The 23,474-nt window shown below is 45.7% G+C and carries 23 protein-coding genes; 13 read left to right on the forward strand and 10 right to left on the reverse strand.

Features of this window, described 5'->3' with window-relative positions; genetic code table 11:
- Positions 1-59 precede the first annotated feature (59 nt).
- Positions 60-995, forward strand: a complete 936-nt coding sequence (locus BM210_RS25060) for an MBL fold metallo-hydrolase (RefSeq protein WP_091174760.1) — start codon at positions 60-62, stop codon at positions 993-995.
- A 109-nt stretch (positions 996-1,104) separates the two neighbouring features.
- Here the strand turns inward: BM210_RS25060 and BM210_RS25065 are convergent, their stop codons facing one another.
- The 4 genes from BM210_RS25065 to BM210_RS25080 form a co-directional block, all read right to left on the reverse strand.
- The gene (locus BM210_RS25065; RefSeq protein ID WP_091174762.1) at positions 1,105-2,274 is read right to left on the reverse strand and encodes a conserved virulence factor C family protein; all 1,170 of its coding nucleotides are present in this window, start codon (positions 2,272-2,274) and stop codon (positions 1,105-1,107) included.
- 172 nt (positions 2,275-2,446) lie between these two features.
- A complete protein-coding gene (locus BM210_RS25070) occupies positions 2,447-3,037 on the reverse strand; it encodes a guanylate kinase (RefSeq protein WP_091174764.1) in 591 nt (196 codons plus the stop codon).
- A gap of 107 nt (positions 3,038-3,144) precedes the next feature.
- On the reverse strand, positions 3,145-5,103 hold the full coding sequence (locus tag BM210_RS25075) for a DEAD/DEAH box helicase (RefSeq protein ID WP_091174766.1): 1,959 nt from the start codon (positions 5,101-5,103) through the stop codon (positions 3,145-3,147).
- Between the two features lie 243 nt (positions 5,104-5,346).
- Positions 5,347-6,039 carry a YhcN/YlaJ family sporulation lipoprotein gene (locus BM210_RS25080; RefSeq protein WP_256224001.1) on the reverse strand — a complete coding sequence of 231 codons (693 nt, stop codon included), beginning with the start codon at positions 6,037-6,039 and terminating at the stop codon, positions 5,347-5,349.
- A gap of 337 nt (positions 6,040-6,376) precedes the next feature.
- On the opposite strand from BM210_RS25080, the gene coxB reads away from it, so the two are divergent.
- The 6 genes from coxB to BM210_RS25110 all read left to right on the forward strand — a co-directional run bounded on the left by coxB (position 6,377) and on the right by BM210_RS25110 (position 11,739).
- A complete protein-coding gene (gene coxB / locus BM210_RS25085; RefSeq protein WP_091174768.1) occupies positions 6,377-7,417 on the forward strand; it encodes a cytochrome c oxidase subunit II in 1,041 nt (346 codons plus the stop codon).
- A gap of 32 nt (positions 7,418-7,449) precedes the next feature.
- A complete protein-coding gene (gene ctaD, locus BM210_RS25090; RefSeq protein ID WP_091174769.1) occupies positions 7,450-9,300 on the forward strand; it encodes a cytochrome c oxidase subunit I in 1,851 nt (616 codons plus the stop codon).
- Entirely contained in the window at positions 9,297-9,917 is a 621-nt protein-coding gene (locus tag BM210_RS25095; RefSeq protein ID WP_091174771.1) for a cytochrome (ubi)quinol oxidase subunit III, read from the forward strand. The genes ctaD and BM210_RS25095 overlap by 4 nt, the downstream gene beginning before the upstream one ends.
- Positions 9,918-10,232 carry a cytochrome C oxidase subunit IV family protein gene (locus BM210_RS25100; RefSeq protein WP_091174773.1) on the forward strand — a complete coding sequence of 105 codons (315 nt, stop codon included), beginning with the start codon at positions 9,918-9,920 and terminating at the stop codon, positions 10,230-10,232.
- A gap of 112 nt (positions 10,233-10,344) precedes the next feature.
- Positions 10,345-11,256, forward strand: coding sequence for a cytochrome c oxidase assembly protein (locus BM210_RS25105; protein WP_256224002.1), 912 nt, complete (start codon positions 10,345-10,347; stop codon positions 11,254-11,256).
- A 27-nt stretch (positions 11,257-11,283) separates the two neighbouring features.
- Positions 11,284-11,739 carry a DUF420 domain-containing protein gene (locus tag BM210_RS25110; protein ID WP_091174775.1) on the forward strand — a complete coding sequence of 152 codons (456 nt, stop codon included), beginning with the start codon at positions 11,284-11,286 and terminating at the stop codon, positions 11,737-11,739.
- A 109-nt stretch (positions 11,740-11,848) separates the two neighbouring features.
- On the opposite strand, the gene BM210_RS25115 is transcribed toward BM210_RS25110, so the two are convergent.
- Positions 11,849-12,871 carry a C40 family peptidase gene (locus BM210_RS25115; RefSeq protein WP_256224003.1) on the reverse strand — a complete coding sequence of 341 codons (1,023 nt, stop codon included), beginning with the start codon at positions 12,869-12,871 and terminating at the stop codon, positions 11,849-11,851.
- A 415-nt stretch (positions 12,872-13,286) separates the two neighbouring features.
- On the opposite strand from BM210_RS25115, the gene BM210_RS25120 reads away from it, so the two are divergent.
- Positions 13,287-14,690 (forward strand): NAD-dependent malic enzyme, encoded by a 1,404-nt coding sequence (locus tag BM210_RS25120; protein ID WP_091174778.1) that lies wholly within the window; start codon positions 13,287-13,289, stop codon positions 14,688-14,690.
- Positions 14,691-14,831: 141 nt separating this feature from the next.
- On the opposite strand, the gene BM210_RS25125 is transcribed toward BM210_RS25120, so the two are convergent.
- Both BM210_RS25125 and BM210_RS25130 read right to left on the reverse strand, forming a co-directional pair.
- Positions 14,832-15,800, reverse strand: a complete 969-nt coding sequence (locus tag BM210_RS25125; RefSeq protein ID WP_091174779.1) for an aldolase catalytic domain-containing protein — start codon at positions 15,798-15,800, stop codon at positions 14,832-14,834.
- Between the two features lie 197 nt (positions 15,801-15,997).
- The gene (locus BM210_RS25130) at positions 15,998-16,357 is read right to left on the reverse strand and encodes a DUF4870 domain-containing protein (protein ID WP_091174781.1); all 360 of its coding nucleotides are present in this window, start codon (positions 16,355-16,357) and stop codon (positions 15,998-16,000) included.
- A gap of 369 nt (positions 16,358-16,726) precedes the next feature.
- Between BM210_RS25130 and BM210_RS25135 the strand changes: the two genes are divergently transcribed.
- A complete protein-coding gene (locus BM210_RS25135; RefSeq protein WP_091174782.1) occupies positions 16,727-17,611 on the forward strand; it encodes a cation diffusion facilitator family transporter in 885 nt (294 codons plus the stop codon).
- A 91-nt stretch (positions 17,612-17,702) separates the two neighbouring features.
- On the opposite strand, the gene BM210_RS25140 is transcribed toward BM210_RS25135, so the two are convergent.
- On the reverse strand, positions 17,703-18,212 hold the full coding sequence (locus BM210_RS25140) for a hypothetical protein (protein ID WP_091174784.1): 510 nt from the start codon (positions 18,210-18,212) through the stop codon (positions 17,703-17,705).
- Between the two features lie 92 nt (positions 18,213-18,304).
- Between BM210_RS25140 and lspA the strand changes: the two genes are divergently transcribed.
- On the forward strand, positions 18,305-18,775 hold the full coding sequence (gene lspA, locus BM210_RS25145; protein ID WP_091174785.1) for a signal peptidase II: 471 nt from the start codon (positions 18,305-18,307) through the stop codon (positions 18,773-18,775).
- Positions 18,776-18,873: 98 nt separating this feature from the next.
- On the opposite strand, the gene BM210_RS25150 is transcribed toward lspA, so the two are convergent.
- Together BM210_RS25150 and BM210_RS25155 are read right to left on the reverse strand one after the other, a co-directional pair.
- A complete protein-coding gene (locus BM210_RS25150; RefSeq protein ID WP_091174787.1) occupies positions 18,874-20,142 on the reverse strand; it encodes a BaiN/RdsA family NAD(P)/FAD-dependent oxidoreductase in 1,269 nt (422 codons plus the stop codon).
- Entirely contained in the window at positions 20,139-20,762 is a 624-nt protein-coding gene (locus BM210_RS25155) for a DedA family protein (RefSeq protein ID WP_091174789.1), read from the reverse strand. The genes BM210_RS25150 and BM210_RS25155 overlap by 4 nt, the downstream gene beginning before the upstream one ends.
- 179 nt (positions 20,763-20,941) lie before the next feature.
- Between BM210_RS25155 and BM210_RS25160 the strand changes: the two genes are divergently transcribed.
- The 3 genes from BM210_RS25160 (at position 20,942) to nadE (ending at position 23,333) form a co-directional block, all read left to right on the forward strand.
- Positions 20,942-21,862, forward strand: coding sequence for a polysaccharide deacetylase family protein (locus BM210_RS25160; protein ID WP_091174791.1), 921 nt, complete (start codon positions 20,942-20,944; stop codon positions 21,860-21,862).
- Positions 21,863-21,973: 111 nt separating this feature from the next.
- Complete coding sequence (locus tag BM210_RS25165) at positions 21,974-22,408, forward strand: BrxA/BrxB family bacilliredoxin (protein WP_076230329.1); 435 nt, start codon at positions 21,974-21,976, stop codon at positions 22,406-22,408.
- Between the two features lie 115 nt (positions 22,409-22,523).
- Entirely contained in the window at positions 22,524-23,333 is an 810-nt protein-coding gene (gene nadE / locus BM210_RS25170; protein WP_091174793.1) for an ammonia-dependent NAD(+) synthetase, read from the forward strand.
- Positions 23,334-23,474 lie beyond the last annotated feature (141 nt).

Here is a 23,474-nt window from a genome sequence, read left to right on the forward strand (position 1 = left end):
TGCGTCACGTTGTGGAAACAGCTATAGTAAAGAAAAGACGTCAAGCGGGAGGGAAGACGATGAAGGGGAAACGTTTTGAAAATATGAATGGAGTTCGCCACGGCAAGGTTCTTAAGGATTTACGTCAATGGCGTAAGGAGCGTAAGGAAAAAATTAAGGACTTATCTTATATAGTGCCTACCTGTGAACAGAAGGAAGTCGATTTCCTAAGGAGTAACCGGGAGAGTACGACGATAACCTGGATCGGACATTCAACCTTTCTTATTCAAATGGGTGGTATGAACCTGCTGACAGATCCGGTATGGTCGGAGCGAATGGGACTGGAGAAACGACTGGCACCACCAGGCTTACGTATGCAGGAGCTGCCTCGTATCGATGCTGTGCTAATATCACACAGTCATTATGATCATATGGATATGCGTACATTACGCGCGTTCAAGGATACACCTTTATATGTGCCTGAGGGACTGAGCGGCAAGCTGCGGGCTAGAGGGTATGCTCATGTAACCGAGCTGAGCTGGTGGGGTCAAGTACAGCTCGATGGTATCGAGCTGCACTTTGTGCCTGCGCAGCACTGGACGCGCCGGACGCCTTTTGATATTAATCGCTCGCATTGGGGCGGTTGGGTGATTCAGCCGGTGACACGTACAGATGTGGAGCGTGAAGCTGTGTATTTTGCCGGGGACAGCGGCTACTTTCCCGGCTTCCAGCAAATCGGCGAAAGGTATGCGATCCGCTATGCGCTGCTTCCGATTGGAGCTTATGAGCCAGAATGGTTTATGTCCTTGCAGCATGTTTCGCCTGAGCAGGCGATACAAGCTTTCATCGATGTGCAGGCGGAGCAGTTTATCCCTATGCATTATGGAGCCTTTCGATTGGCAGACGATACACCTCGCGAAGCATTAGATCGTTTGTATGCGGAGTGGAGCAGGAGAGAGCTGCCCGTAGAGAAGCTGCGGATACTGAAGCATGGTGAAACGTTAATAAAGCAATAAATAATAGGATACATCAATACGAATGTAAGACGAATAACCCTTCAAATCACTCTATAAGTGAATTAGAGGGTTATTTCGTCTGAAACCAAACCTATGATCGGATCTATTTTTAAGACCTACGAGTCATTTGCTGCCAAACGGAGCCTTCTGCCGCGTGTCCGCCTTCGATGCGCTCTATCGCCATTTTGATCTGCATACGGACCTCAAATTCAGGATCATCTTCGGCTGGACGCAGCGCTGCTAGTGCTTGTTGATCTCCGACTTCGTACAGGAATCGCGCTGCCCGCCAACGAACCAGCTTATTCGGATCCTGCAGTGCTTTCATCATCATAGGAACAGCTCCTGGATCGCCAATATCCGACAGTGTGTCACCTGCTGTACGGCGTACCGAAGCCGTTGAATCTTCAAGTGCAGGCTGCAAATAAGGCAGCACATCCAACATGTCCTTCAGGTCACCTATATAAACAGCTGCTAGACGTCGTATTGATGATTTTTCATCCTTAAGTGCATGCGTCAATAAAGGCAGCGTTTCGACGGATGGTTTTATTTGCTGTAAAGCTGCATAACGCTGCTTCCAATCAGCGGAGGCTAATTGCAGCTGAAGCTCCTCTTTGGAAAGGGTGGCGCGTCCTGCAGAGCTTACAGCTGCCGCACCTTCTACCGTCTTACCACCTTGCTGCTGAGCCTGCTCAATAAGAGATTGAAGGCGGGACTCATCATAAGCCGCATCGATTTCCTGAATAATCTCCTCAAGCACTTCCTTAAGCTCGCCATACCGAATACCCCAATCCTCCAAGGACCGTTCCTTGATCAAATTGGGAGAAGCAGAGGCAGCTTGGATGGCGGCTTCACTAAAGCGTTGTGGCAGTCCAGCCCGCTGCTGCTCCATTCCACTCGTTACTCGAATCTGAAGGGGAATGCCGCGAAAGTGCTGCAGCAGCACCTGAACCTCCCCGAATGAGGAAATGCTGCTTGGATCAGGCGCATCTGCTGCAGGTTGCAGCTTATCCAAGGCTGAGGGGGCACCGCCTAATGCTTCGTGGATTTGTGCCAATATCGGCTGCCAATCTGTGCTTCCAATTCGATCGACAGCTAGAAAGTCGGCAGTGTGATAAACACTTTTGACTCCGTGGATCGCGAACAGCTTGGCGATAAATGATGGAGCTTGATCGATATTTGCTTTGGAATAAGTCGTACGTATACCATCTGGAATACGCTCGTCTAACTGGATTTTCATGGAATTCGGGCTTGGCGTTGGTTCGATGGATACAATGTGCAAATGAATTGCCACCTTTCTATGCAAAAATTAACGGCTTCACCGCCTCGTACAAAAGGGACAAGGCATCATAATGAGTCGGCTCCGCTGAAAACGTATCAATTCTAATATTACAAAAAAAGACCGTTTGCGCATGTCCGCGCAAGCATCGGTCTTTAAGTATGTGCTGTTGAGCCTAGTCCTTATCAACTAGATTACGGTGCAAGTAGTTGTCGTCCAAAGTCTTGGTCAAATCGAATACGGTATGAGCCAAATCGAGATTTTCGAAAATATGCTCGCACTGCTCTTTGTAGGCCATCTCTTCATCGTAATGGGCTGTGGACTTCTCAATGCTGTCTGCGGAATAGCCGCGCAGCTCCTCGCGTTTGATAATGGTTTGCCGATCCGTATAGATGAATATACGAACTGCCTTTCGTCCATAAAGCTTCTTCACGGTATCCGCACCTTGCCGGTTCAGAACCAGATAAATGACCCCATGCGCTTGCAGGGAATTAGCCAGATCCTGCTCCAGAACGCCATACCGATTTCCATCTAATTCAATGACTTCAATAAATTCGTTGTTCTGCTGTGCCTTTGTAAAAGCTTCAGAAGTTACAAAATGATAATCCAGTCCGTCCTCTTCTCCAGATCGGGGTGCTCTTGTTGTGTGCGAAAGAACTTGTTTCATGCCAAGCGTATCTCCCAACATTTGTGCTACGGTTTTGCGACCGGCACCATTGGGGCCTGTAAAAATGAAAATAATATCATGGTCCTTTAATTCGTACATAGAAGCCCCTCCTTGAGTTGAGAAGATCTTGCGTAACCTTTATTTTACATGGTTTCGCTCTCACGGTAAAGGCTTCATTCTGTATTTATGTTCGATAAATCAAGGTTTTAGCGTCCGCTGCGACCTCTTGGTCCGCTTCCTTTGCTGCCTGGACGTGCAGCACGGCTAGCGGGTGCAGAGCCTCTTTTGGCTGAAGCAGATTGTGGATTCCGATCCTGACGTCCACCATTTGGTGCAGCGGAACGATCACTGCCGCGAGCACCCGCAGCTCCACGGCCTGTGCTTGCCTTTGCCCGCTGCTGCGCATCACGTTTGCTTGTCCATTCTCCACCATCGCGTGCAGTTCCTGCAGCTCCGCTATTGGTACGGCCTGCACCAGCACCGTATCGGGATGAGCCTGCTCCGGCACGGCTATTTGTGGATTCAGCACTTTCACGCGCAGGTCTTTCTGAGCGGGCAGCGCCTCCTGATCGGCTGTGTGAACCGTATTCGCGATCACGATTTCGATTCGGAGCTCCGGGTTTACCGAAGATCCCGCCTAAGCCTCTTTCTTCACCGCCACCGCGCACACGTTCGGCATCGCCGCTTGCGTCTCCACGTCGCGCGCCACTCTGCGCTGCACGTGCACCGCTTGCATTTGGCCGCGCTTCGCCACGTGGCGCACGCTCCTCGCCGCTGCGATCGCGCCAGCCGCCTGCATCCGCACCGCGTCCGCCGCCGGCTGCGCCTGGGCGTCCACGCCCGCTTGGCGTGTTGCCGCCGAAGCCGCTGCGGCTTCGGCGCGGCCCATCGCTTGCGCCCGCAGCTCCGCGACGCGCTCCGCCTCGCTCCCCGCGTCCACGCACACCATCGCGCTCCGTTCGCTCTGTGCTCATGCTCACGCGATCCTTATCGCCGCTGCGGACAGCACGGCTGCGCCCGCTGGTTTGCTCCGCGCTCAGCTCGCCGTCAGCATGCATCGTGCGAATCGGCAGCTGTGCGTTAATGCCTTGCTCGATTTCAGCGAGCGTCTTCATATCACGCTGAGTTAGCAGCGTAATCGCCATCCCACGCTGACCCGCCCGTCCGGTCCGACCGATTCGGTGAATATAAGCCTCGGTATCATGCGGCATATCGTAGTTAAATACATGGGTAATGCCTTCCACATCAAGGCCTCGCGAGGCAATATCCGTCACGACCAAAAATTGAATTTTGGCATCACGGAACCTTTTCATCACTTGCTCGCGCTTCCCTTGGGTTAGGTCGCCGTGCAGCTCATCGGATACATAGCCCATTTCCTGCAAAGCCTGATTCAATTCAGCGGCCCTAAGCTTGGTTCGACAGAAAATCATAGCCAAATAAGGACGTAATTCTTCCATTAAATGAACAAGAGCATCCTGTTTTCCGCGATCTGTTGTTTTGATAGCAATTTGCTCGATTTCTGTGAGCGTGATTTGTCTGGATTTGACCTTAACTTCCTGTGGTGATCTCATATAACCTTTGGCGAGATTGCGGATCGGTGTCGGCATCGTTGCGGAGAAAAGCAGAGTTTGTCGTTTAACCGGTGTTTGCATGATGATTTCCTCAACGTCCTTGAGAAAGCCCATATGCAGCATTTGATCGGCTTCATCAAGCACAAGGGTAGATAGCTTGTTCAACTGAACGGTTTCGCGGCGAATATGGTCCAGCAGTCGTCCGGGCGTCGCAATGATCAAATGAATGGTACCAGCGAGCTTTTTCAGCTGTCGTTCGACATCTTGTCCGCCGTAGGCAGCCAGTACATTCATGCCTTTAAGCGGAGCCCATTTTTGCACCTCAGCTGTAATTTGGATAGCCAGCTCGCGTGTTGGCGTCAGAATCATAGCCTGCGTATAATTTTTGACAGGATCGAAATTTTCCAGAATCGGCAGCACAAAAGCTAGAGTCTTACCTGTTCCTGTTTGTGCTTGAGCGATAATGTCCTTACCCGTCAATACAATCGGAATGGCTTCCTTTTGGATGGGCGTCGGTTCTGTATAGCCTTGCTGTGCTAGTGCTTCCGCAACTTCTTCACTAACACCAAGTGCGGTGAACATATTGGATTTCATTGTTTGTTATCTCCTTCATCTATCGGTTCATTCCTTGATCACATCTTGCAACTGCAGGGTATACGTGCAAACAGGCTCACTATTCAAACCACTAATGTGTAAGTATTTCAAGGCGCTTACCTTGCATTCTACAGGAATCGGTAGGAAAAAGAAACCAGCCATCCCCGCAATTCGCGACAAAAACCCCTCTCTGTTTCTTCATATATATTAATGAAGGGAAACTTTGAGGGGCTGTTGACAGGTTTATTGCTCGGACTGGGTCGGAATTGTAGGTTGTGTGCCAAAAATACGTTCAGACAAAGCATCGAATTCCGGCAAATAAGGCTTCAAATCATGACCACTCCAGGCCTCCTGGGCTAATCGGTTTAATTCATTCACGTAGTCACGGTTTGCGGATATATACACGTCAGATACTTGCGGTTGCAGCATGCGGATTTTTTCAGCAATTTTTTGCTTGAACAAATGGGTAATTTGGTCGTGATATCGGACGGTTTCATAATTATTGTTGCCGTTCGTCAGCAGGTTAGGGTCCATGTAATCATTAAATGGTTTTGCCGGATTGTACAAACCCCTTATGGTTCCCGCATTATTCGTTTCAAGCGGACCGCTTTTTGTTCCTGATGCCGTATTATCAATCAAGATAGCGACATAAGCCGTTTTATCAGCCATCATCACGATACAGCTGTTAACGCCATTCATAGCTGCGACCTTATCGGCCAAAGCCTGATTCAATTCCAGTGTGGAATGGTGATGGGATACGATTGAATTTTGCTGCTCAGTCTGATAAGCACGTGTTGTGTTCTGTGGAGCATTTCCAGTCCGGCTTCCATAATTCGTAGCACTGTTCTGATCATAGATGCTGAAGCAGCCGCACAGACCCAGCATGGAGCTGATACAAAGAAAGGTTAGGCCAAGACGCAGGTTTTGCATATGCATAAAGTCCTCCTTGAGCTTATTTACTTATAAAAAGGATGTTCAAAAAGTTACCTTCTTGAACTCGCACTATTGTAGTAGCATTCATCAAAGAAACAGAATTATGCGTGGAAGTTCAAAACAAACCCATGCATAAAATACCTTTAACAAGGGTATAAAATCAGAGAGGCATATTTAGAAAAAAGCGGGCAGCGGCGCAGGTTGAGAACAATTTGTGAACTTCTTCAGATTGATTGACAAAAAAGAGGTACGAATTTATAGTTAATATGGTAAATAGGCTCATTGACAATATGTGACCTTTTGTTCGAAAAATATTTGCTTTAGAGGTGGGATTAATTAGATGAATCGATGGCAGAATCTGTGGCGTTACATCCCTCTTGTCGGGTTAATGTTGCTATTATCGGGCTGTGGGAGCGACACGCTTTCAGCGTTGAAGCCAAGAGGTCCGGTAGCTAGAGATCAGCTGTTTTTGATGGAGCTGAGTCTGGGCATCATGGTCTTGGTAACCGTGGTTGTATTTGCGATTTACATTTATGTGCTCGTACGCTTTCGGAAGAAAAAAGGCGATAAAGATATTATTCCGAAGCAAGTGGAAGGCAGTCACGTTCTAGAAATTATATGGACGGTAGTGCCTATTATTTTGCTGCTCATTCTGGCTGTGCCAACCGTGAGCTACACCGTTAAGCTTGCTGATAATCATATTGGCAACAAGGATGCGGTTCATGTAAAAGTAACGGCGCATCAATTCTGGTGGCAGTTTGAATATCCAGAGTTGGGAATTTCAACAGCACAGGATTTGGTTATTCCAAAAGGTAAGAAAATTGCCTTTGAAATTACTTCCGCAGACGTATTGCATGCCTTCTGGGTGCCTTCACTTGCAGGTAAACAGGATACCAATCCAGGCATGACTAACACGATGTATTTTGAAGCTGATGATGCCGATGTATTTTTGGGTAAGTGTGCGGAGCTCTGTGGAGCGTCACATGCATTGATGGACTTCAAGGTAGTATCGAAGACCGAAGCCGATTTTACCAAATGGGTAGATAAAATGAAAGCTCCTGCTGCAATTTCTGCAGATGCACGGAATGGTGAACAAGTGTTTAAAGATAACTGTCTCGCCTGTCACGCGGTCAGTCCCGAAGGCCTTGGGATGGGACCTAACCTGAACGGTTTTGCATCACGTGAAATGATTGCAGGTGTGTTGGCTCGTAAAGATAAAGATGGTAAAGACGTCAGTGATAAGGCGTTACATGATTGGATTAGTGATCCTCAGTCTGTTAAACCGGGTAATAAAATGCCTGCTTTTGGTCCTACAGGATCGAAACCGCTTCAGGATCAACAGATCAACGATGTTATTAAATATTTGAATGCTCTGAAATAAGGACGATTTTGGTAAAAAGGAGGTAAAATACGTTGGCAAACTCTCATCCAGTAAAGCACTACAGTGGAATTATGGATTGGTTAACTACGGTTGACCACAAAAAGATCGGTATTTTGTATTTAATCGCAGGCGGCTTCTTCTTCTTGCTGGGCGGCTTGGAAGCTATTTTGATCCGGATTCAGCTCGCGTTTCCTAATCAGCATATTTTTGTCGGCGATTCGTTTAATGCTCTGACAACGATGCATGGTACAACCATGATTTTCTTTGCCGCGATGCCGATTATATTTGCATTTATGAATGCGATTGTTCCACTCCAGATTGGAGCACGAGATGTTGCGTTCCCGTTTGTTAATGCACTTGGTTTATGGTTGTTCTTCTTTGGTGGTGTGATGCTGAATGTGAGCTGGTTTCTGGGTGGTGCTCCTACCGCCGGTTGGACAGCTTACGCTCCATTATCAACAATCATTGATACCACTTCCGGTTATCATGGCGTCGACTTTTATGTGCTAGGTCTGCAAATTGCAGGTTTGGGTACACTAATCGGGGGGATTAACTTCCTCGTTACGATCATTAATATGCGTGCACCAGGCATGACTTACATGAGAATGCCGATGTTTACATGGACAGCTTTTATTACTTCCGCTTTGATCCTGTTCGCTTTCCCAGCGATCACGGTTGGTTTGGTTGAGCTGATGTTTGACCGTTTGTTCGGTGGTGCTTTCTTCGAAATTTCCAAGGGTGGGAATTCTGTACTTTGGGAGCATTTGTTCTGGATTTTCGGGCATCCCGAAGTATACATTTTGATTCTTCCTGCTTTCGGAATTATTTCCGAAATCGTCAGTACGTTTTCCAAAAAGCGTCTTTTCGGATACAGCTCCATGGTATTCGCAACAGCGCTGATCGGTTTCCTCGGCTTCATGGTTTGGGTTCACCATATGTTTACAGCGGGTATTGGACCCATCGGTAATGCAATCTTTGCGATTGCGACTATGGCCATTGCTGTACCTACAGGCGTTAAGATCTTTAACTGGCTGTTTACCTTGTGGGGCGGTCAAATTACGTTCTCGACAGCAAATATATTTGCAACAGCATTCATTCCAACCTTCGTTATGGGTGGTGTGACTGGGGTTATGCTAGCCATTCCTCCGGCGGATTATCAGTATCATGATACTTACTTTGTTGTAGCGCATTTCCATTACGTTATCGTTGGTGGACTTGTATTGGGCTTATTTTCAGGTCTTTACTACTGGTGGCCTAAAATGTTCGGTCGCATGCTTAGCGAATCGCTTGGTAAGATTCACTTCTGGACGTTCTTTATCGGGTTCCATCTGACTTTCTTCCCGCAGCATTTCTTAGGGCTTATGGGGATGCCTCGCCGCGTATTTACATACCAGCCTGGCGTAGGGCTTGAAGAAGGTAACCTTGTTAGTACGATTGGTGCTTTCCTGATGGGTATAGGTACTATCGTATTCCTGATCAATGTGATCGTGGCAGCAAGCAAACCGAAAAATGCACCTGCAGATCCTTGGGATGGTCGTACCCTGGAGTGGTCGATTCCTTCACCTGCACCTGAATATAACTTTAAACAAACACCGTTGGTTCGTGGTTTGGATGCATTGTGGAAAGAAAAAATGGCCGGCAACAAGGAAATGACTCCTGCCGAACCAATTGGCTCGATTCATATGCCATCTGCTTCGATCCTGCCTTTAGTGTTCTCGATCGGATTCTTTATTGCAGGTTTTGGTTTTATGTATCACACGTATTCTGTCGCGATTATCGGTGGAGGCATCATGCTGGCTTGTATGTTCCTTCGTTCCGTATATGATGACAAGGGCTTTCATATTGAGCCGGAAGAACTTGAAGATAAGGGGGCTAAGGCATGAGTGCGCATCATGAAGTAGGCGGTGCACTGCCACCTCACGCGGAAACCGCGACATTGGAAGGCAAAAATAAAGTCACAGGCTTTTGGCTCTTCCTTGGCGGAGAGTGCGTATTGTTCGGTACGTTGTTTGCAACGTTCATCGCTTTGCGCAATCAGGTTCCTGACGGTCCTACTGGACAAGAAATTTTCAACCTGACAACGGTTGGAATTTCCACTTTTATTTTGTTAACGAGTTCCTTGACAAGTGTATTTGCAACAATGGCTATGCATCGTAATGATTTGAAAAAGCTGAATTTGTGGATGGCTGTTACCGTATTGCTCGGACTAGGATTCCTTGGTCTAGAAATTTACGAATTCATGGAATATGTTCATGAAGGCCATGTCTTTACGAAGAGTGCATTTGCCACTTCCTTCTATACACTCGTTGGCTTCCATGGAGCGCACGTCGCGTTCGGTGTACTGTGGATCACCTTGTTGATAATATCTTCGTTCAAAAAAGGACTGACAGTCGTAACTGCCCCTAAGTATTACGTTGCCGGACTTTATTGGCACTTTATCGACGTAGTATGGGTATTTATCTTCACCGTAGTGTACTTATTGGGGAAGGTGGGACCGTAAATGAGCAGCCAACAGCATGCAACACCAGCGGCTAAGCGCCATAAAGCGGAAAGCCCTAAGAACCATTACTTGTCTTATATTGTATCGATTCTTTTAACAATGCTGGCCTTTGCCGCTGTACTCTATGGCGGTTTGGACCGTTGGTTTCTTATTCTTTTCCTGGTTGGTCTTGGAATCGTTCAAGCGATTTTCCAGTTAGCCTATTGGATGCACATGAAAGAAAGAGGACACCTGTTTCCAATTGTAGGGATTATTTTTGGATTTATCGTAGCTTTAACTGCAGTAGCGGCAGCCGTATACTGGACTTGGTGGTAAGTAGGGGGAGGCTTTTAGAAATAAAAGCCTCTTCTTCTTTATACTAAGTATGCACTATTTTTCACAAAGTAAGGACAGCAGGAAATTAAGGTAGTGAGAAAGGAGAATCATCATGAACATGGAAGCAATGGGTCATATGGAGCACACGACAGGTAGTAGTATCATGTCAGCAGGTTTTGCTAATCTGTGGAGTCCGGGGTTGCTCCTCATAGTTGTCATCATCGGTTGGCTGTACGGTTTGACTGTAACTCGTTGGCGCCATCGTTTTGCGGATACCGCACCTGTGAAGGGGAGTCAACAAGTATACTTTTATCTGGGGTTGCTGATGTACTACGTGGCAGAGGGGTCTCCTCTCAGCTTGTATTCGCATCTCTACAGCTTTAGCGCTCATATGCTGCAGCAATCGTTTCTTTATTTAATTGTACCTCCACTGCTGCTGTTAGGCTCGCCTGGCTGGCTGCTGCGACCTCTATTGAAACCGAGAGCAATGAAGGCTTTTATGCAGGTTTTCACAGCGCCATTGATTTCTTTGTTCGTGTTCAATATGGTGTTCTCCTTTTATCATATTCCGATCATTATGGATACTTTAATGGCGAACATGCCACTTCACGAGCTGTACAAAGCGATTTTTCTATTGGCCGCTTTCCAGTTGTGGTTTCCTGTGTTTTGTCCGTTGCCCGAATATAATCGCATGTCCGAGCTTAAGAAGATGGGATATATCTTTGTTAACGGTATCTTGTTGACACCGGCTTGTGCATTAATCATATTTGCAGGGTCACCGATGTATCAAGCCTATGCTAACGTTCCTGAGCAGTATTTGTTCATGTCCATTCTTGATGACCAGCAGCTTGGCGGGGTCATTATGAAAATTGTTCAGGAGATTGTGTACGGAATCGCACTTGCGTATACCTTCTTCGGTTGGTATCGGAGAGAACGCAAAATAGAAGCGGAGGAAGATCTGAAGAATGAGTCTTTAGGTCAACATCAACAAGCCCAGCCTTCTATTCAAATGAATCGAGCTTAAATTATGATGGGTTAGGTGGGACTCAGTATGCCTATTTTACCAACGATCAGCACCAGCTTTATTGTGATCAGTGCGATCTTTGTCGCCTGTGGATGGTACCAGATTGTGAAAGGAAATCGTAAGACACATGAAAAGCTGATGGTGTGGGGTGCGGTGTTCGCACTAGCATTTTTTATTATTTATTTATCGAGAACTTTGTTCGTCGGCAATACGAGCTTTGGGGGTCCCGAGTATTTAAAGCTTCCCTATCATTTATTTTTATTTTTTCACATTACCTTGGCTACGACAGGCGGCGTATTCGGTATTGTTACCCTGCTGCTTGCCTACAAGCAAAGATTCGCCAAACATCGCAAAATCGGGCGTTGGACAGCCGTTATTTGGCTTTTAACAGCACCTACAGGTGTAGCCGTATTCATTCTTCTGTATGTGATGTATCCAGGTGGAGATACCAAGCCGATGATCGATGCGATCTTTGGCATATAATAAAAAAGCAGATGGTCGTCCAAAAGATGGACGAGCACCTGCTTTTTTTTTATTTCAGACTTTCAACCGCTGCGCGGCGCTACTAATGAATGAATCAGGTGCTTGTTTCTTAAAGAGCGCTTCCGCCGAATATGAAGCGGTATTCCCAATGTTTGCCTTCGATATTATCGATACGGACTCCACCGGAATCCTTGGAATAGGTATGCAATATTTTACCATCACCTAAATAGATGCCTGCATGTGAAATACGCTGGTTGGCTGTATTGCTTGGATATGCGGATTTGCTTACTCCTTTGTAATCCATGAAAAACATCAGGTCGCCTACCTTCAGGTTTTTCCAATTGGTTGTGGTTTTACCGATTTTACGGACGTAGTCACCCTGCTGTCTGGAGTCGCTTGGCAGCGTGATCTTCGCACCATCTATAAAAGCCTGGCGTACAAAATCAGAGCAGTCGAAAGTACTAGTGTTGGAACGATCGGATCCATACTCATAAGGAGTACCCAAATAGGATTTGCCTGCTTGGATAACACTATTAATAATGTTACCCGTGTTGGTGCTGCCTCCGTTATTATTTCCGCTTCCACTGTTGCCACCACCACTGTTGCTACCGCCGCCGCTGCTGCCGCCCGAAGAGGACACCTTTATGTACTGGCTGCTGGTGGTTACATAACCAGTAACTCCTTTGGAATCACTGACTTTGTACCAAAAATCATTGACAGTGGACAAAATTTTGACTGTTTCTCCAGCTTTCAAAAATCTTATGCTGCTTGAATCCGTTGATGCTCCAGTTCTGAAATTAACGCTGCTGACTATGACGGCCGATGAAGCATCGATGGTGCCGTTGCCACCAGAAGAGGACTCCTTTATGTATTGACTGCTAGTTGATACATAGCCGGTTTCTCCTTTGGAATCACGGACTTGGTACCAGTAGTCATTGATTTTAGATAAAATTTCAACAGTTTCTCCGGCTTTCAAAAATCCTTTGCTGCTTGAATCGACGGACGCTCCAGTTCTGAAGTTAACGCTGCTGACAATGACGGCTGATGAAGCATCGGCTTGGTTGGGGACGAGTAGACCGACGCTTGTTGTGAGAGTAGTGGCTAACAGCAATGTCGCAAGATGTTTTTTCAAAATGTAATACCTCCAGTTGATGTTTTCAAACCTTATGTATATAAACATTCTCAATGCTTATAAGCAAGAGAACGAGGTTTGCGGGGCAATTGATAAAAAAAGCTGTAATTGGCTATCGAAATTGTTGATTTGACATCGAACCCTTTTGAAAGCCACAATGGGATAAGTAGCCAATGGATAGCTATGCTAAAGGACTGCACCGCTTCATAAGCTTCGTGGCTTGTCCATGGATTTGGCGGGGTACCCATTATATCGACGGCTAAATAGCCATAGTTTAGTGGTAATTGTTGCCATGGTTTTCGAAATATTTTATGCATAATCAAAATTTAGCATTGTAACTAAAAAGACACCATGATATGATAGAAAAAACGGTATTTTGAACTAAGTTCATTATAATGAACAAAAGGAGGATTTTATGGCAAATACAAGTATCATTTTACGGGTGGAATTAGCGCATGATCAGGTTTCTTTTGGGGATGTCGCTTCAGTAATTAGTCAGGTAGGTGGGGATGTTACCTCGATTGACGTTATTCGTGTAGGCAAGGAATCTTCGGTTAGGGATATCACAGTAGATGTGCAGGATTCGGTAGAAGCTGAAGTCGTTCAAGCGATTAAAGAACTGAAGGGTATCACACTTATCAATGTATCAGACCGTACCTTTCTTGCTCATCTAGGCGGTAAAATTTCAGTTCAACCGAGTATGCCGATCAAAAATCGCGATGATTTGTCCCGTGTGTATACACCAGGGGTAGCCCGCGTTTGCACCGCTATTCATGAAAATCCGCTTAAGGCTTATTCCTTAACGATAAAAAGAAATACAGTAGCCGTCATAACGGATGGCACAGCTGTTCTGGGACTCGGTGATATTGGGCCGCAGGCTGCAGCTCCGGTGATGGAAGGGAAAGCGATGCTGTTCAAGCAGCTGGCTGGTGTGGATGCGTTCCCGATTTGCTTGGACACGAAGGATACAGAGGAAATTATTCGTACTGTGAAGGCGATCAGTCCTATCTTTGGGGGTATTAATCTGGAGGATATCAGCTCGCCGCGCTGCTTCGAGATTGAATCCCGTCTGGAGGAAGAGCTCGACATTCCGGTATTTCATGATGATCAGCATGGAACTGCTGTAGTTATGATGGCGGGACTCATTAATGCGCTGAAGGTAGTGGACAAGCCGATCGAATCCATACGTGTTGTAGTCAACGGGATTGGGGCTGCTGGTGTATCGGTTTGCAAAATGCTGCTAGCGGCAGGGGTTAAGCGGCTTGTGCCGGTTGATCGTGACGGTGCGATTGTCCGCGGTCAAACTTATGATCAACCTATGTGGCAGTGGCTCGCTGAACAACCGCAGGTTGATGACATTGCGGGAGGCTTGGATCAGGTCATTCATGGTGCTGATGTATTCATTGGGGTGTCTCGTGCCGGATTACTGAAGGTTGAGCATGTGCAGTCAATGGCTCGTGATGCGATCGTGTTTGCACTTGCTAATCCGCAGCCGGAGATCGATCCTGAAATTGCCCAAGCACATGTTCGGGTGCTAGCTACAGGGCGCAGTGATTATCCGAACCAGATCAACAATGTTTTGTGCTTCCCGGGAATTTTTAGAGGGGCATTGGATTGCAGAGCACGCCGAATTCATGAGGAAATGAAGCTGGCTGCTGCGCGTGCCATTGCATCTGTCGTGAGCGAGGATGAGCTGAATGAGCTTTATATTATCCCAAGTATATTTAACGAGCAGGTCGTAACTAATGTTCGTCATGCTGTGATCGAGGCCGCCATTCGTACGGGTGTTGCTCGCAGAATCCCACCTGATTTTCGTTAATAGCTAATGTTGAAATAGACCAAAGCAGCCGGAAACTACCGGCTGCTTTTTTGTGTCTTATAATGGATAAGTGTGACATCAGCACATGCAAAAAAGCAGGCTGCCGAAGCACCTGCCCTTTCATATGAGCTTATAAATGGATTAGTCGGAGTGATGATTAGTAGGCATAGCTTCCGGGGAAGTCAGCTTATCGTAGAACTCAACATATTTATCCTTATCCGCACTTGAACGCAGAGCCATACCAGCACGTGGATGCTCGTTCAATACGCCAGCAACCATGTAAGGGATAATATAGCCCCACTCCACTTTTTCACGCATTGGAATCAAATGTCTTTCGATCAAATCCAATACAGGACGAATCTCGTATCTCGGATTTTTCAGGTAGCTTACCAACAGCTCAGTTGGGCAGTTACCAGCGGCGCGGCCCATACCGAAGACAGAAGCATCTAGAAACTCAACGCCTTTGGAAGCACCTACCAGTGTGTTAGCGAACGCAAGCTGCATATTGTTGTGCATATGAAGACCAAGCTTCTTGTTAGGAAGCAGATTTTGGAATTTGGTCACCATGTAATCGACATCGCGGTTGTCCATGCTGCCGTAGGAATCGACTACATAAACGACATCTACTGGGCTTTTAGCAATATCCTCGAAAGCTTCGGTTAATTCGTTTTCCATAACATGAGAAAGAGCCATAATGTTAATGCTCGTCTCATAGCCATAGCTATTGAACTTATTGACCAGCTCCAGTGCCTTGTCCACATCCTTGATATAAGTAGCTACACGGATCATATCCAAATGGCTTTGCTCGCGCGGCAAAATATCATTCTCATCTACACGACCGATATCGACTAAAGCAGACAGCTTCGTATCGGTTTTGGTTTTGATAACTTCTTTCAGGAAATCCTCATTCAAAAAACGCCAAGGCCCGGCATCTGCACCCTTTAACAGCTTGGCCGAATTTTTATAACCAACTTCCATATATTCAACACCGGCTTCACTTAAGCCCGCATACATATCCTGAACCATTTTTACGCTGAAATCCCAGTTATTGACGAGTCCCCCGTCACGAATCGTGCAATCCAAAATTTTGTGGTTAAGATCCTTTGTCATCTGAATTTGCTCCTTTTCTGTCAGTACTCCGTTAGTCAGACCGCAGCGGTCTGCTTTATCATTCTTTAACGCTTTTTTGCTTTTAAGCGGTAAAGTGAATTTTATATATATAATATGCCATAGTATAAGCATTATTGTCAATAAAAACAATCCGACTTCACAAAGAAGTCGGATTGTTCATACATTCATTATAGGTTCTATGGTGTTTTGATCAGCGTATATTTACCGATCAGAGGCAAAGGCTTTAATTGACCATTCGCTGCATTAATAATACCCAAAATCGTTAATACAAGGGTTCCCAGATTGGCAATAGGCAGCAGAATCCAGCCAATAATCGGTATAGCTCCCAAGACAATATTGCAAGCTAAGCAGACTATCAGCAACAATAAGCCTTGATTTGCATGGTACATGGCGAATCGTGATTGCTTGGCAACGATGAGGGGCAGGAAGAAAATAATGTAGGCAACAATTCCAATAACTTTGTTCTCAGCGGCATCCGCTGGATCAACAGTAAGCTGATTAGATGTTTGATACGGATCTTCGGACTGGGAAGACAATATATCCACCTCTTCTCATAAATGTTGTACACTGTTTGCTACTGTTTTGTAACCATCGTATGCTAGATTGAAACAGCATATGTTCATTTTATTTGGAATATCTTCTTTTTTCAAGGGAAATAATAGCAGGTATGGTTAAAAGCTGCTTTGATCAACAAATGACATATAATTAATGGCTGGCAAGTAGGGACAAACGTTCCGGCAAGTGAGCTTTGGTGAAAAAGATTTGCCTTGGAAAACAAAGTTGTGCTTTACCTATTTTTCGTTGTTAGGGTAACACTGTTTCTCTAGACCCACACAAGAATCGTTTGCTATGATTGAAATATAGATAACGAACATGTTTCATCATGGTCTGGAGGAGAGTCAGAAGTGAACGCATATGATAATCTGAAGCAGGGAGAGAAGGGCGCATGGGTAAGTATTGGTGCGTACATTCTTTTATCCATATTCAAAATCAGCATGGGCTATATTACGGGCTCTAAAGCGCTAACGGCTGACGGTATCAACAACACAACAGATATCATTGTGTCTCTGGCTGTGCTGATTGGTCTGCGCATTTCCCGTAAGCCGCCTGATCACGATCATCCGTATGGTCATATGAGAGCGGAAACGATTGCTTCGCTGGTTGCTTCATTCATTATGTTTGCTGCCGGTATACAGGTTATTATTCAATCTGCGCAAAGCTTGATGTCTTCAGAACGACACGCTCCAGATATGCTCGCAGCATGGGTTGCCCTTTTCTCAGCTGTTTTTATGTGGGGCGTCTATATGTATAACAGTAAGCTCGCCAAACGTATAAACAATCATTCTTTAATGGCCGCGGCAATGGATAACCGTTCAGATGCATTTGTCAGCATAGGAGCAGCGGTTGGTATTATAGGGTCAAGATTCGGTTATCCGATATTGGATGCCATAGCGGCATTTGCCGTCGGTTTGATCATCTGCAAGACAGCATGGAACATATTCTCTGATGCTACGCATGCATTGACAGACGGCTTTGATGATAAACGATTGAAGGTGCTCAAGGAAACTGTACGTGACACTCCCGGTGTGAAAAGCATCAAGGATATTCGGGCAAGAGTCCACGGAAGCAGTGTGCTGCTTGATGTGGTGGTAGAGGTGAGTGCTGAACTGAGCGTAGAGCAAAGTCACCATATAAGCGACGAGATCGAGCAGCGTATGCATCAACAGCATAGTATTGATAATGTGCATGTACACGTGGAACCTTACTCCAATATAAAAGAGGAAAGCTAGTACCTTTTAAGGGCGCCGTTCGGAAATACACAAAGAGCTTCAGCAGGATCCGATCAGATCCGGTTGAAGCTCTTTGTATGTAATACATATATTAAGGAATATATTGCTGTACGATTTTAACAATTTCTCCGTTTGTAATAGTCAAATGGTATGGATATTCATGCAAAACCGTATCTGTGCTCCATATCGTTTTGAATTTGTTTAGGGTTATCGGTTCATTCCAAATAATTTGGTTATCCTCCGGATGACCGGTTCGATCGTATATTTGCATCAGCACGGCTGCATCGCTCTGAATTTCAAAAGTTTGCAGTTTAGTGCTATCATTAATAATATAATAACCGCTGGGTGCACCCATTTGTCCGAATTCAGGCTCTCTTTGTACAAAAACAGCATCAGCCTCTTTACCTTCGTACCATTCGATATTATCAACGACCAAGTAAGTTTTTCCATGATACGTATACATATCCTGAATATAAGCGGGGTGGGTATCGCTGCTTTTGGCAACGGGAACATAGCTGCCATCTGTTTGTGCAGAAGTAAGTCCCGACATGATTAGTGATAATAAAGAGGTAATCAGAATCGTTCGCCACATTTTCTTCATTATTATTCCCCTTTGCACACTGGTTACTTATCATTAACACTAAAATAGGCGAGTTGAAACGTGAAAGCCTTAATCAGAGAGGAATCAGAGCCATGCTTTTTTATGTGATTGCTGCTGTTGTAGTTCTTATAGACCAAGGGTCAAAGCGCTTGATCAGCTTATACATGGAGCTTGGGGAGTCGTTTCCCATCCATCGTCTTTTACAATTCACTTATATTGAAAATGATGGTATGGCACGCGGCTTATTTCCAGGATATGCCCGCTTGTTTGCTTTGGTTGCCATCATATTTGTTGCAGGAATCCTGTATTACCGCAAAAAAGGTGAGCTTCGTGGAACGCTCATGGATATAGGCACTGGATTCCTCGTTGGGGGCGCTATTGGCAACGCGATTGATCGCATCGTGCTGGGCACAGTCACTGATTTTTTGGCATTTGGCTCAGGCCGAGGTGTGATGAATATTGCCGATTTGGCTATCAATATAGGGGTACTCTTTATGATAATAGCGATGATTCAAAATTATGTCTCACAAAAAGTAAAGCCTGAGCATGCGGAGGAGAGCTAGAAATGCGATTAAGCATAAGCGGAGCGACCAAATTATTTTAAAAAAGTGTCAGTATTCGTAAGGTTATTTGGCCGCAGCGAGGCTTATTCACCGAGCTTCTAAATCCTTTGTAAGGACTGTGATGCATGGGTTCCAGCTGTATGTCCTGTAGCAAAGGCAGCCGAAATATTATAGCCTCCCGTGTAACCGTGGATATCTAGAATCTCACCGCAAAAATACAGTCCATTCATTAACTTTGACTCCATAGTTTTCGGATCTAGCTGCTTGAGGTTAATACCTCCTCCTGTAACAAACGCTTCTTCAATAGACAGCGTCCCGTTGGCTTGAATGGGAAAAGCCTTAATAAACTTGCATAGCTCAAGCCATTGCTGTTTGGGGATATTGTCATAAGTCGTATCTTCCTTGAGCTCCGACTTGTGCAGCAAGAGAGGAATAAGCCGTTCAGGCAAAGCAGCCTTTAACACATTTTTGATCGCTTTTTTGGCATCTGTCCGGGCTAAACCTAATGTATAGTCGTAAACCTCTTGAAGAGACTGCTCTGGAAGAAGATCTATCGTTAGTGTAATCGTCGGCGTCCCGAATTGCTTGAGCGCTTTAACAACAAATTGGCTGCAACGTAACACGATGGGTCCGGATATGCCAAAATGCGTAAAGATCATATCGCCCTCATGCTCTATGAGTTTTTTTTCCTTAGGGTTCCACACGGATAATGTGACGTTACGCAAGGAAAGTCCTTGCAGCTCCTTGCTCTTAATGAAAGGATCTTTGGAGGTGATAGGCACCTCGGTAGGAAAAAGCTCGGATATCGAGTGTCCCGCATGCTCCGCCCAAGGGTATCCATCACCGGTTGAGCCTGTATGTGGCACTGATTTGCCGCCTGTAGCCACAATGACGCATGCTGCATGAATGATCGTTCCCGATTGCAGCCGTACACCTGCTGTCCGTCCATCCTTGTAGAGGACCTCTGCAACAGGAGAATTTGTCTGAATATGGACGCCTTGGCGCTTCACCTGATTGATCAGAGCATCGACGACATTTTTAGCCTTATCGGTAACAGGAAACATTCGTCCCCGATCCTCTTCCTTCAGTTTAATACCGAGCCCCTCAAAGAAAGCGATAATTTCCTTGCTGCCAAAATGGGTGAATGCACTATACAAAAAACGCCCGTTACCTGGAATGTTTTTGATCAGTTCATCAATTTCTTTATTATTCGTTACATTGCAGCGTCCGCCACCGGAAATTCCGAGCTTACGCCCCAGCTTGTCACCCTTGTCAATCAATAATACTTTTGCTCCGTTTGCACTTGCCGCAATACTTGCCATAAGACCGGCCGAACCGCCGCCGATAACGATCACATCGAACTTCATGAATCTAATCTCCCTTTAGTTAACAATCTCCGTTGTCTTTTCCATATTCTAATTATGATATATATGATCAGAGCGATTACAGGCAGCCACAACAGCTGTAATCCGTATCGATGCACCAAAAGTGCTAATTGAGGTACATGATCACCAGCTTCATAGCCTATTGTAAAGAAAATCAGTGTCCAGACTAAACCAGTTGAGTAAGAGATGAGCGCATAACGTTGGAAGGACATTTTGTTCAATCCCACAAGATAAGGAATGATATGGCGAACTACCGGTAAAAAGTAACTGATTGCCAAAGCATAAGAACCATAACGGGCCACCAACCGTTCTGACTTTTCTACATATATGGCCAGCTTCTTTTTACGACGCATTCGGTTCAATGCTGGTGTTCCGATCCATCTCCCGATCACATAGCCGAGCGTCAGTCCCGATACTACTCCCAAATAAGTCAGAAGAAAGGCAGGAATCAGCTTGAGCATACCACTTGCGGTCACAGCTCCACCAGTCATCACAATGCCTTCGTCTGGAACTGGCATCCCGATAATCCCCAGCCACAAAGCAAAAAACAATGCCGCATATCCATATTGTCCAATCATCGCTATCAGTGCTTCATAAGTCATACTTAAACTCCGTTTCTCCATTAGGCTCAAATTTAATATACCAATAAAAACCTCTAACAGCAAAAGTGGCAATCACCGGGGTGTATTATTTGTGTAGGTAATTCATAGCAAGGGAACCAATAATCGTACAGCCTGCGGTAGCCCGTCTACGAACATAATAATCGTATGGGAGGACTGCTATGAAATACTTATTTCTCGCGATAAGGACGACGATCTGCTGTATCATCTGGGCTGTGGTTATTCTACAGACGGACAGTTTGCCCTTGCCCAATCAGTTAGGTCCAAATCATAGTGCAGATAATCTGAATAATCATGAGGATAATCTCGTTCTGTCTGCACGAGTGTCTGAGCATGAATCTGGCCGTGATTTTAGCCTAAATCTATCTCGATGGGGAGTTGGAAAGCTGGTATCCGCATCACTGTTTCCCCCATCTGCCGCAACTATCAGCTCATCAAATAAGATTGCTTACTTAACTTTTGACGATGGTCCTTCGAAAAGCACTTCACGTATACTAGATATTTTGGAGGAAAATGGGGTTAAGGCTACCTTTTTTGTTACAGGAAAAACCTCAGATTACAGCAAGCAGATGCTGCATCAAATTGTAGATCAGGGGCATACGCTCGGCAATCACACATATTCGCATGATTATAATCGCATTTATGCCTCGGTCGGGGCGTTTAAAGCTGATGTAGATCGTCTGAACCGGCTATTGGAAGAAACGGTAGGGGTCAAGCCGAATATTTTACGCTATCCTGGAGGGTCGAATAATCATTTAAGCTGGCGTTCTGGTGGGCGTCATATTATGAGTTCTATTACACGAGAGATGTCGGCACTTGGCTATCAGTATTTTGATTGGAATGTGAGCTCAACGGATGCAGCTGCCGTCACACAAAGCAAGGATGCGATTGTTGAATCCGTTAAGGGCAACAGCAGCGGCAAAAAACAAATCATAGTGCTGATGCATGATATGGATGTGAAGACGACTACAGTTGAAGCCTTGCCGGAAATTATTGCCTATTTGAAACAGGAGCGTTACCAATTTGATGTGCTGGGCAAGGATTCTTTCACTTTTCAATTTTTACGACAGGGAAGCAGCTAACAAAAAATTAGAGTCGCGGCGCAAAGAACCTTTGCTTTCCAACCTTGCCGATGTATAATGGAAGATAGAATAGTTTTTATATCATTATGTTGGTAAAGGAGATGAGCTAAAATGTCGATGTCATTTGAATCGTACATGAAAGATATGGTCCAACCGATGAGAGATGATTTAACCCGAATCGGAATTACAGAGCTGCGCACGCCGGAGGAAGTTGTTGAAAACCTCGCAGACGTTAAAGGAACAGCTCTTGTTGTTATCAATTCCGTATGCGGATGTGCAGCTGGTCAATGCAGACCAGGTGTTGCCAAAGCACTTCAAAACGAGGTGAAGCCGGACCATCTGTTCACGGTATTTGCCGGTCAGGATAAAGAAGCAACTGCCAAAGCTCGTGAGTATTTGGCGCCGTATCCTCCATCATCACCATCGATCGCTTTGTTCAAGGATGGACAGCTTGTTCATTTTATTCAACGCCATCAAATTGAGGATCGTTCCGCAGATTTAATTGCCAACGACCTGACAAGCGCTTTTGAAAACTACTGTAAGTAGGAAGCTGTTTACTCGATAAACGCTTCCGATATACGAAGACTCCCCCGGCCTAAGGGTTTCCCTCGGCTGCTGCGGGAGTTTTTTTGTAAAATAGGGTAAGGAGAGGTGGAGAGTCATGAGTTTACAGCAGGAAATAATCGCCAAGCTGGGCGTAAAGCAGACGATTCAAGTCGAGGAGGAAATCCGCAAACGGGTTGATTTTTTGAAGCAATACATAGAGAAGGCAGGTGTCGATGGGCTGCTTATTGCCATTAGTGGAGGCATTGACAGCGCCGTGGCAGCTGGACTGTGTAAGCAGGCAACTGATGAATTAACGGTGGAGAAAGGCAGGGAGTACAGAACCTTAGGCGTGTTTCAGCCTTATGGTGAGCAGTCGGATATCACTGATAGCTATGCGGTAGCTGAAGCGTTTGGATTCACCTATAAAATGGAAACCAATATTGAAGAAACCGTCAATGAAATTGCGCTTGAAGCTGAGTATGGGCTTAAATCAATTGGTATTCATCGTCATATAAGTCGTGCAGGCAAAGGCAACGTAAAGGCAAGAACCCGGATGGTGCTGCAGTATGCATTGGCATTCGATTTAAATTTGCTCGTTGTTGGAACTGATCATGCTTCTGAAGCGATCACCGGATTTTTCACGAAGTATGGAGACGGTGCTGTGGATATTACACCGCTCAGCACGTTGAACAAGCGACAAGTGCGACAACTGGCGGCCGCATTGGGCGTTCCGCAAAGTGTATTGGATAAAGCGCCGACTGCGGGGTTGTGGGAAGGACAGACAGACGAATCGGAGCTTGGCATCACCTATGAAGCCAACAGCGATTACCTTGAGGGCAAAGAAATCGATCCTGCAGCCAAGGATAAGCTGGAGAAGCAGTATCGGAAGACCGAGCATAAGCGAGTGACCATTCCGGGCGTATAAAAGTGCGATGAATAAGCTCTGCTGCACGGCCAAAGGACTCTTACGTTTGCCGTTGTTCAAGGATTTCTTTATTGTGTAATGTCTAATACATATAGCAGTAGAAATTCTTGAACAAAGGTCCTTCATAGAAAGCATGGAAGA

The sequence above is a fragment of the Paenibacillus sp. 1_12 genome (assembly GCF_900114475.1).
Taxonomy (GTDB): Bacteria; Bacillota; Bacilli; order Paenibacillales; family NBRC-103111; genus Paenibacillus_S.

Excerpts from the sequence above, each read along its gene's own strand:
- BM210_RS25060 (WP_091174760.1), top strand. The coding sequence starts at position 60 with ATGAAGGGGAAACGTTTTGAAAATATGAATGGAGTTCGCCACGGCAAG.
- BM210_RS25080 (WP_256224001.1), bottom strand. The coding sequence starts at position 6,039 with ATGCATATGCAAAACCTGCGTCTTGGCCTAACCTTTCTTTGTATCAGC.
- BM210_RS25155 (WP_091174789.1), bottom strand. The coding sequence starts at position 20,762 with ATGACTTATGAAGCACTGATAGCGATGATTGGACAATATGGATATGCG.
- BM210_RS25100 (WP_091174773.1), top strand. The coding sequence starts at position 9,918 with ATGAGCAGCCAACAGCATGCAACACCAGCGGCTAAGCGCCATAAAGCG.
- BM210_RS25165 (WP_076230329.1), top strand. The coding sequence starts at position 21,974 with ATGTCGATGTCATTTGAATCGTACATGAAAGATATGGTCCAACCGATG.
- BM210_RS25070 (WP_091174764.1), bottom strand. The coding sequence starts at position 3,037 with ATGTACGAATTAAAGGACCATGATATTATTTTCATTTTTACAGGCCCC.
- BM210_RS25110 (WP_091174775.1), top strand. The coding sequence starts at position 11,284 with ATGCCTATTTTACCAACGATCAGCACCAGCTTTATTGTGATCAGTGCG.
- lspA (WP_091174785.1), top strand. The coding sequence starts at position 18,305 with ATGCTTTTTTATGTGATTGCTGCTGTTGTAGTTCTTATAGACCAAGGG.
- coxB (WP_091174768.1), top strand. The coding sequence starts at position 6,377 with ATGAATCGATGGCAGAATCTGTGGCGTTACATCCCTCTTGTCGGGTTA.
- nadE (WP_091174793.1), top strand. The coding sequence starts at position 22,524 with ATGAGTTTACAGCAGGAAATAATCGCCAAGCTGGGCGTAAAGCAGACG.
- BM210_RS25160 (WP_091174791.1), top strand. The coding sequence starts at position 20,942 with ATGAAATACTTATTTCTCGCGATAAGGACGACGATCTGCTGTATCATC.
- BM210_RS25120 (WP_091174778.1), top strand. The coding sequence starts at position 13,287 with ATGGCAAATACAAGTATCATTTTACGGGTGGAATTAGCGCATGATCAG.
- BM210_RS25125 (WP_091174779.1), bottom strand. The coding sequence starts at position 15,800 with ATGACAAAGGATCTTAACCACAAAATTTTGGATTGCACGATTCGTGAC.
- BM210_RS25075 (WP_091174766.1), bottom strand. The coding sequence starts at position 5,103 with ATGAAATCCAATATGTTCACCGCACTTGGTGTTAGTGAAGAAGTTGCG.
- BM210_RS25105 (WP_256224002.1), top strand. The coding sequence starts at position 10,345 with ATGAACATGGAAGCAATGGGTCATATGGAGCACACGACAGGTAGTAGT.
- BM210_RS25140 (WP_091174784.1), bottom strand. The coding sequence starts at position 18,212 with ATGAAGAAAATGTGGCGAACGATTCTGATTACCTCTTTATTATCACTA.
- BM210_RS25150 (WP_091174787.1), bottom strand. The coding sequence starts at position 20,142 with ATGAAGTTCGATGTGATCGTTATCGGCGGCGGTTCGGCCGGTCTTATG.
- BM210_RS25095 (WP_091174771.1), top strand. The coding sequence starts at position 9,297 with ATGAGTGCGCATCATGAAGTAGGCGGTGCACTGCCACCTCACGCGGAA.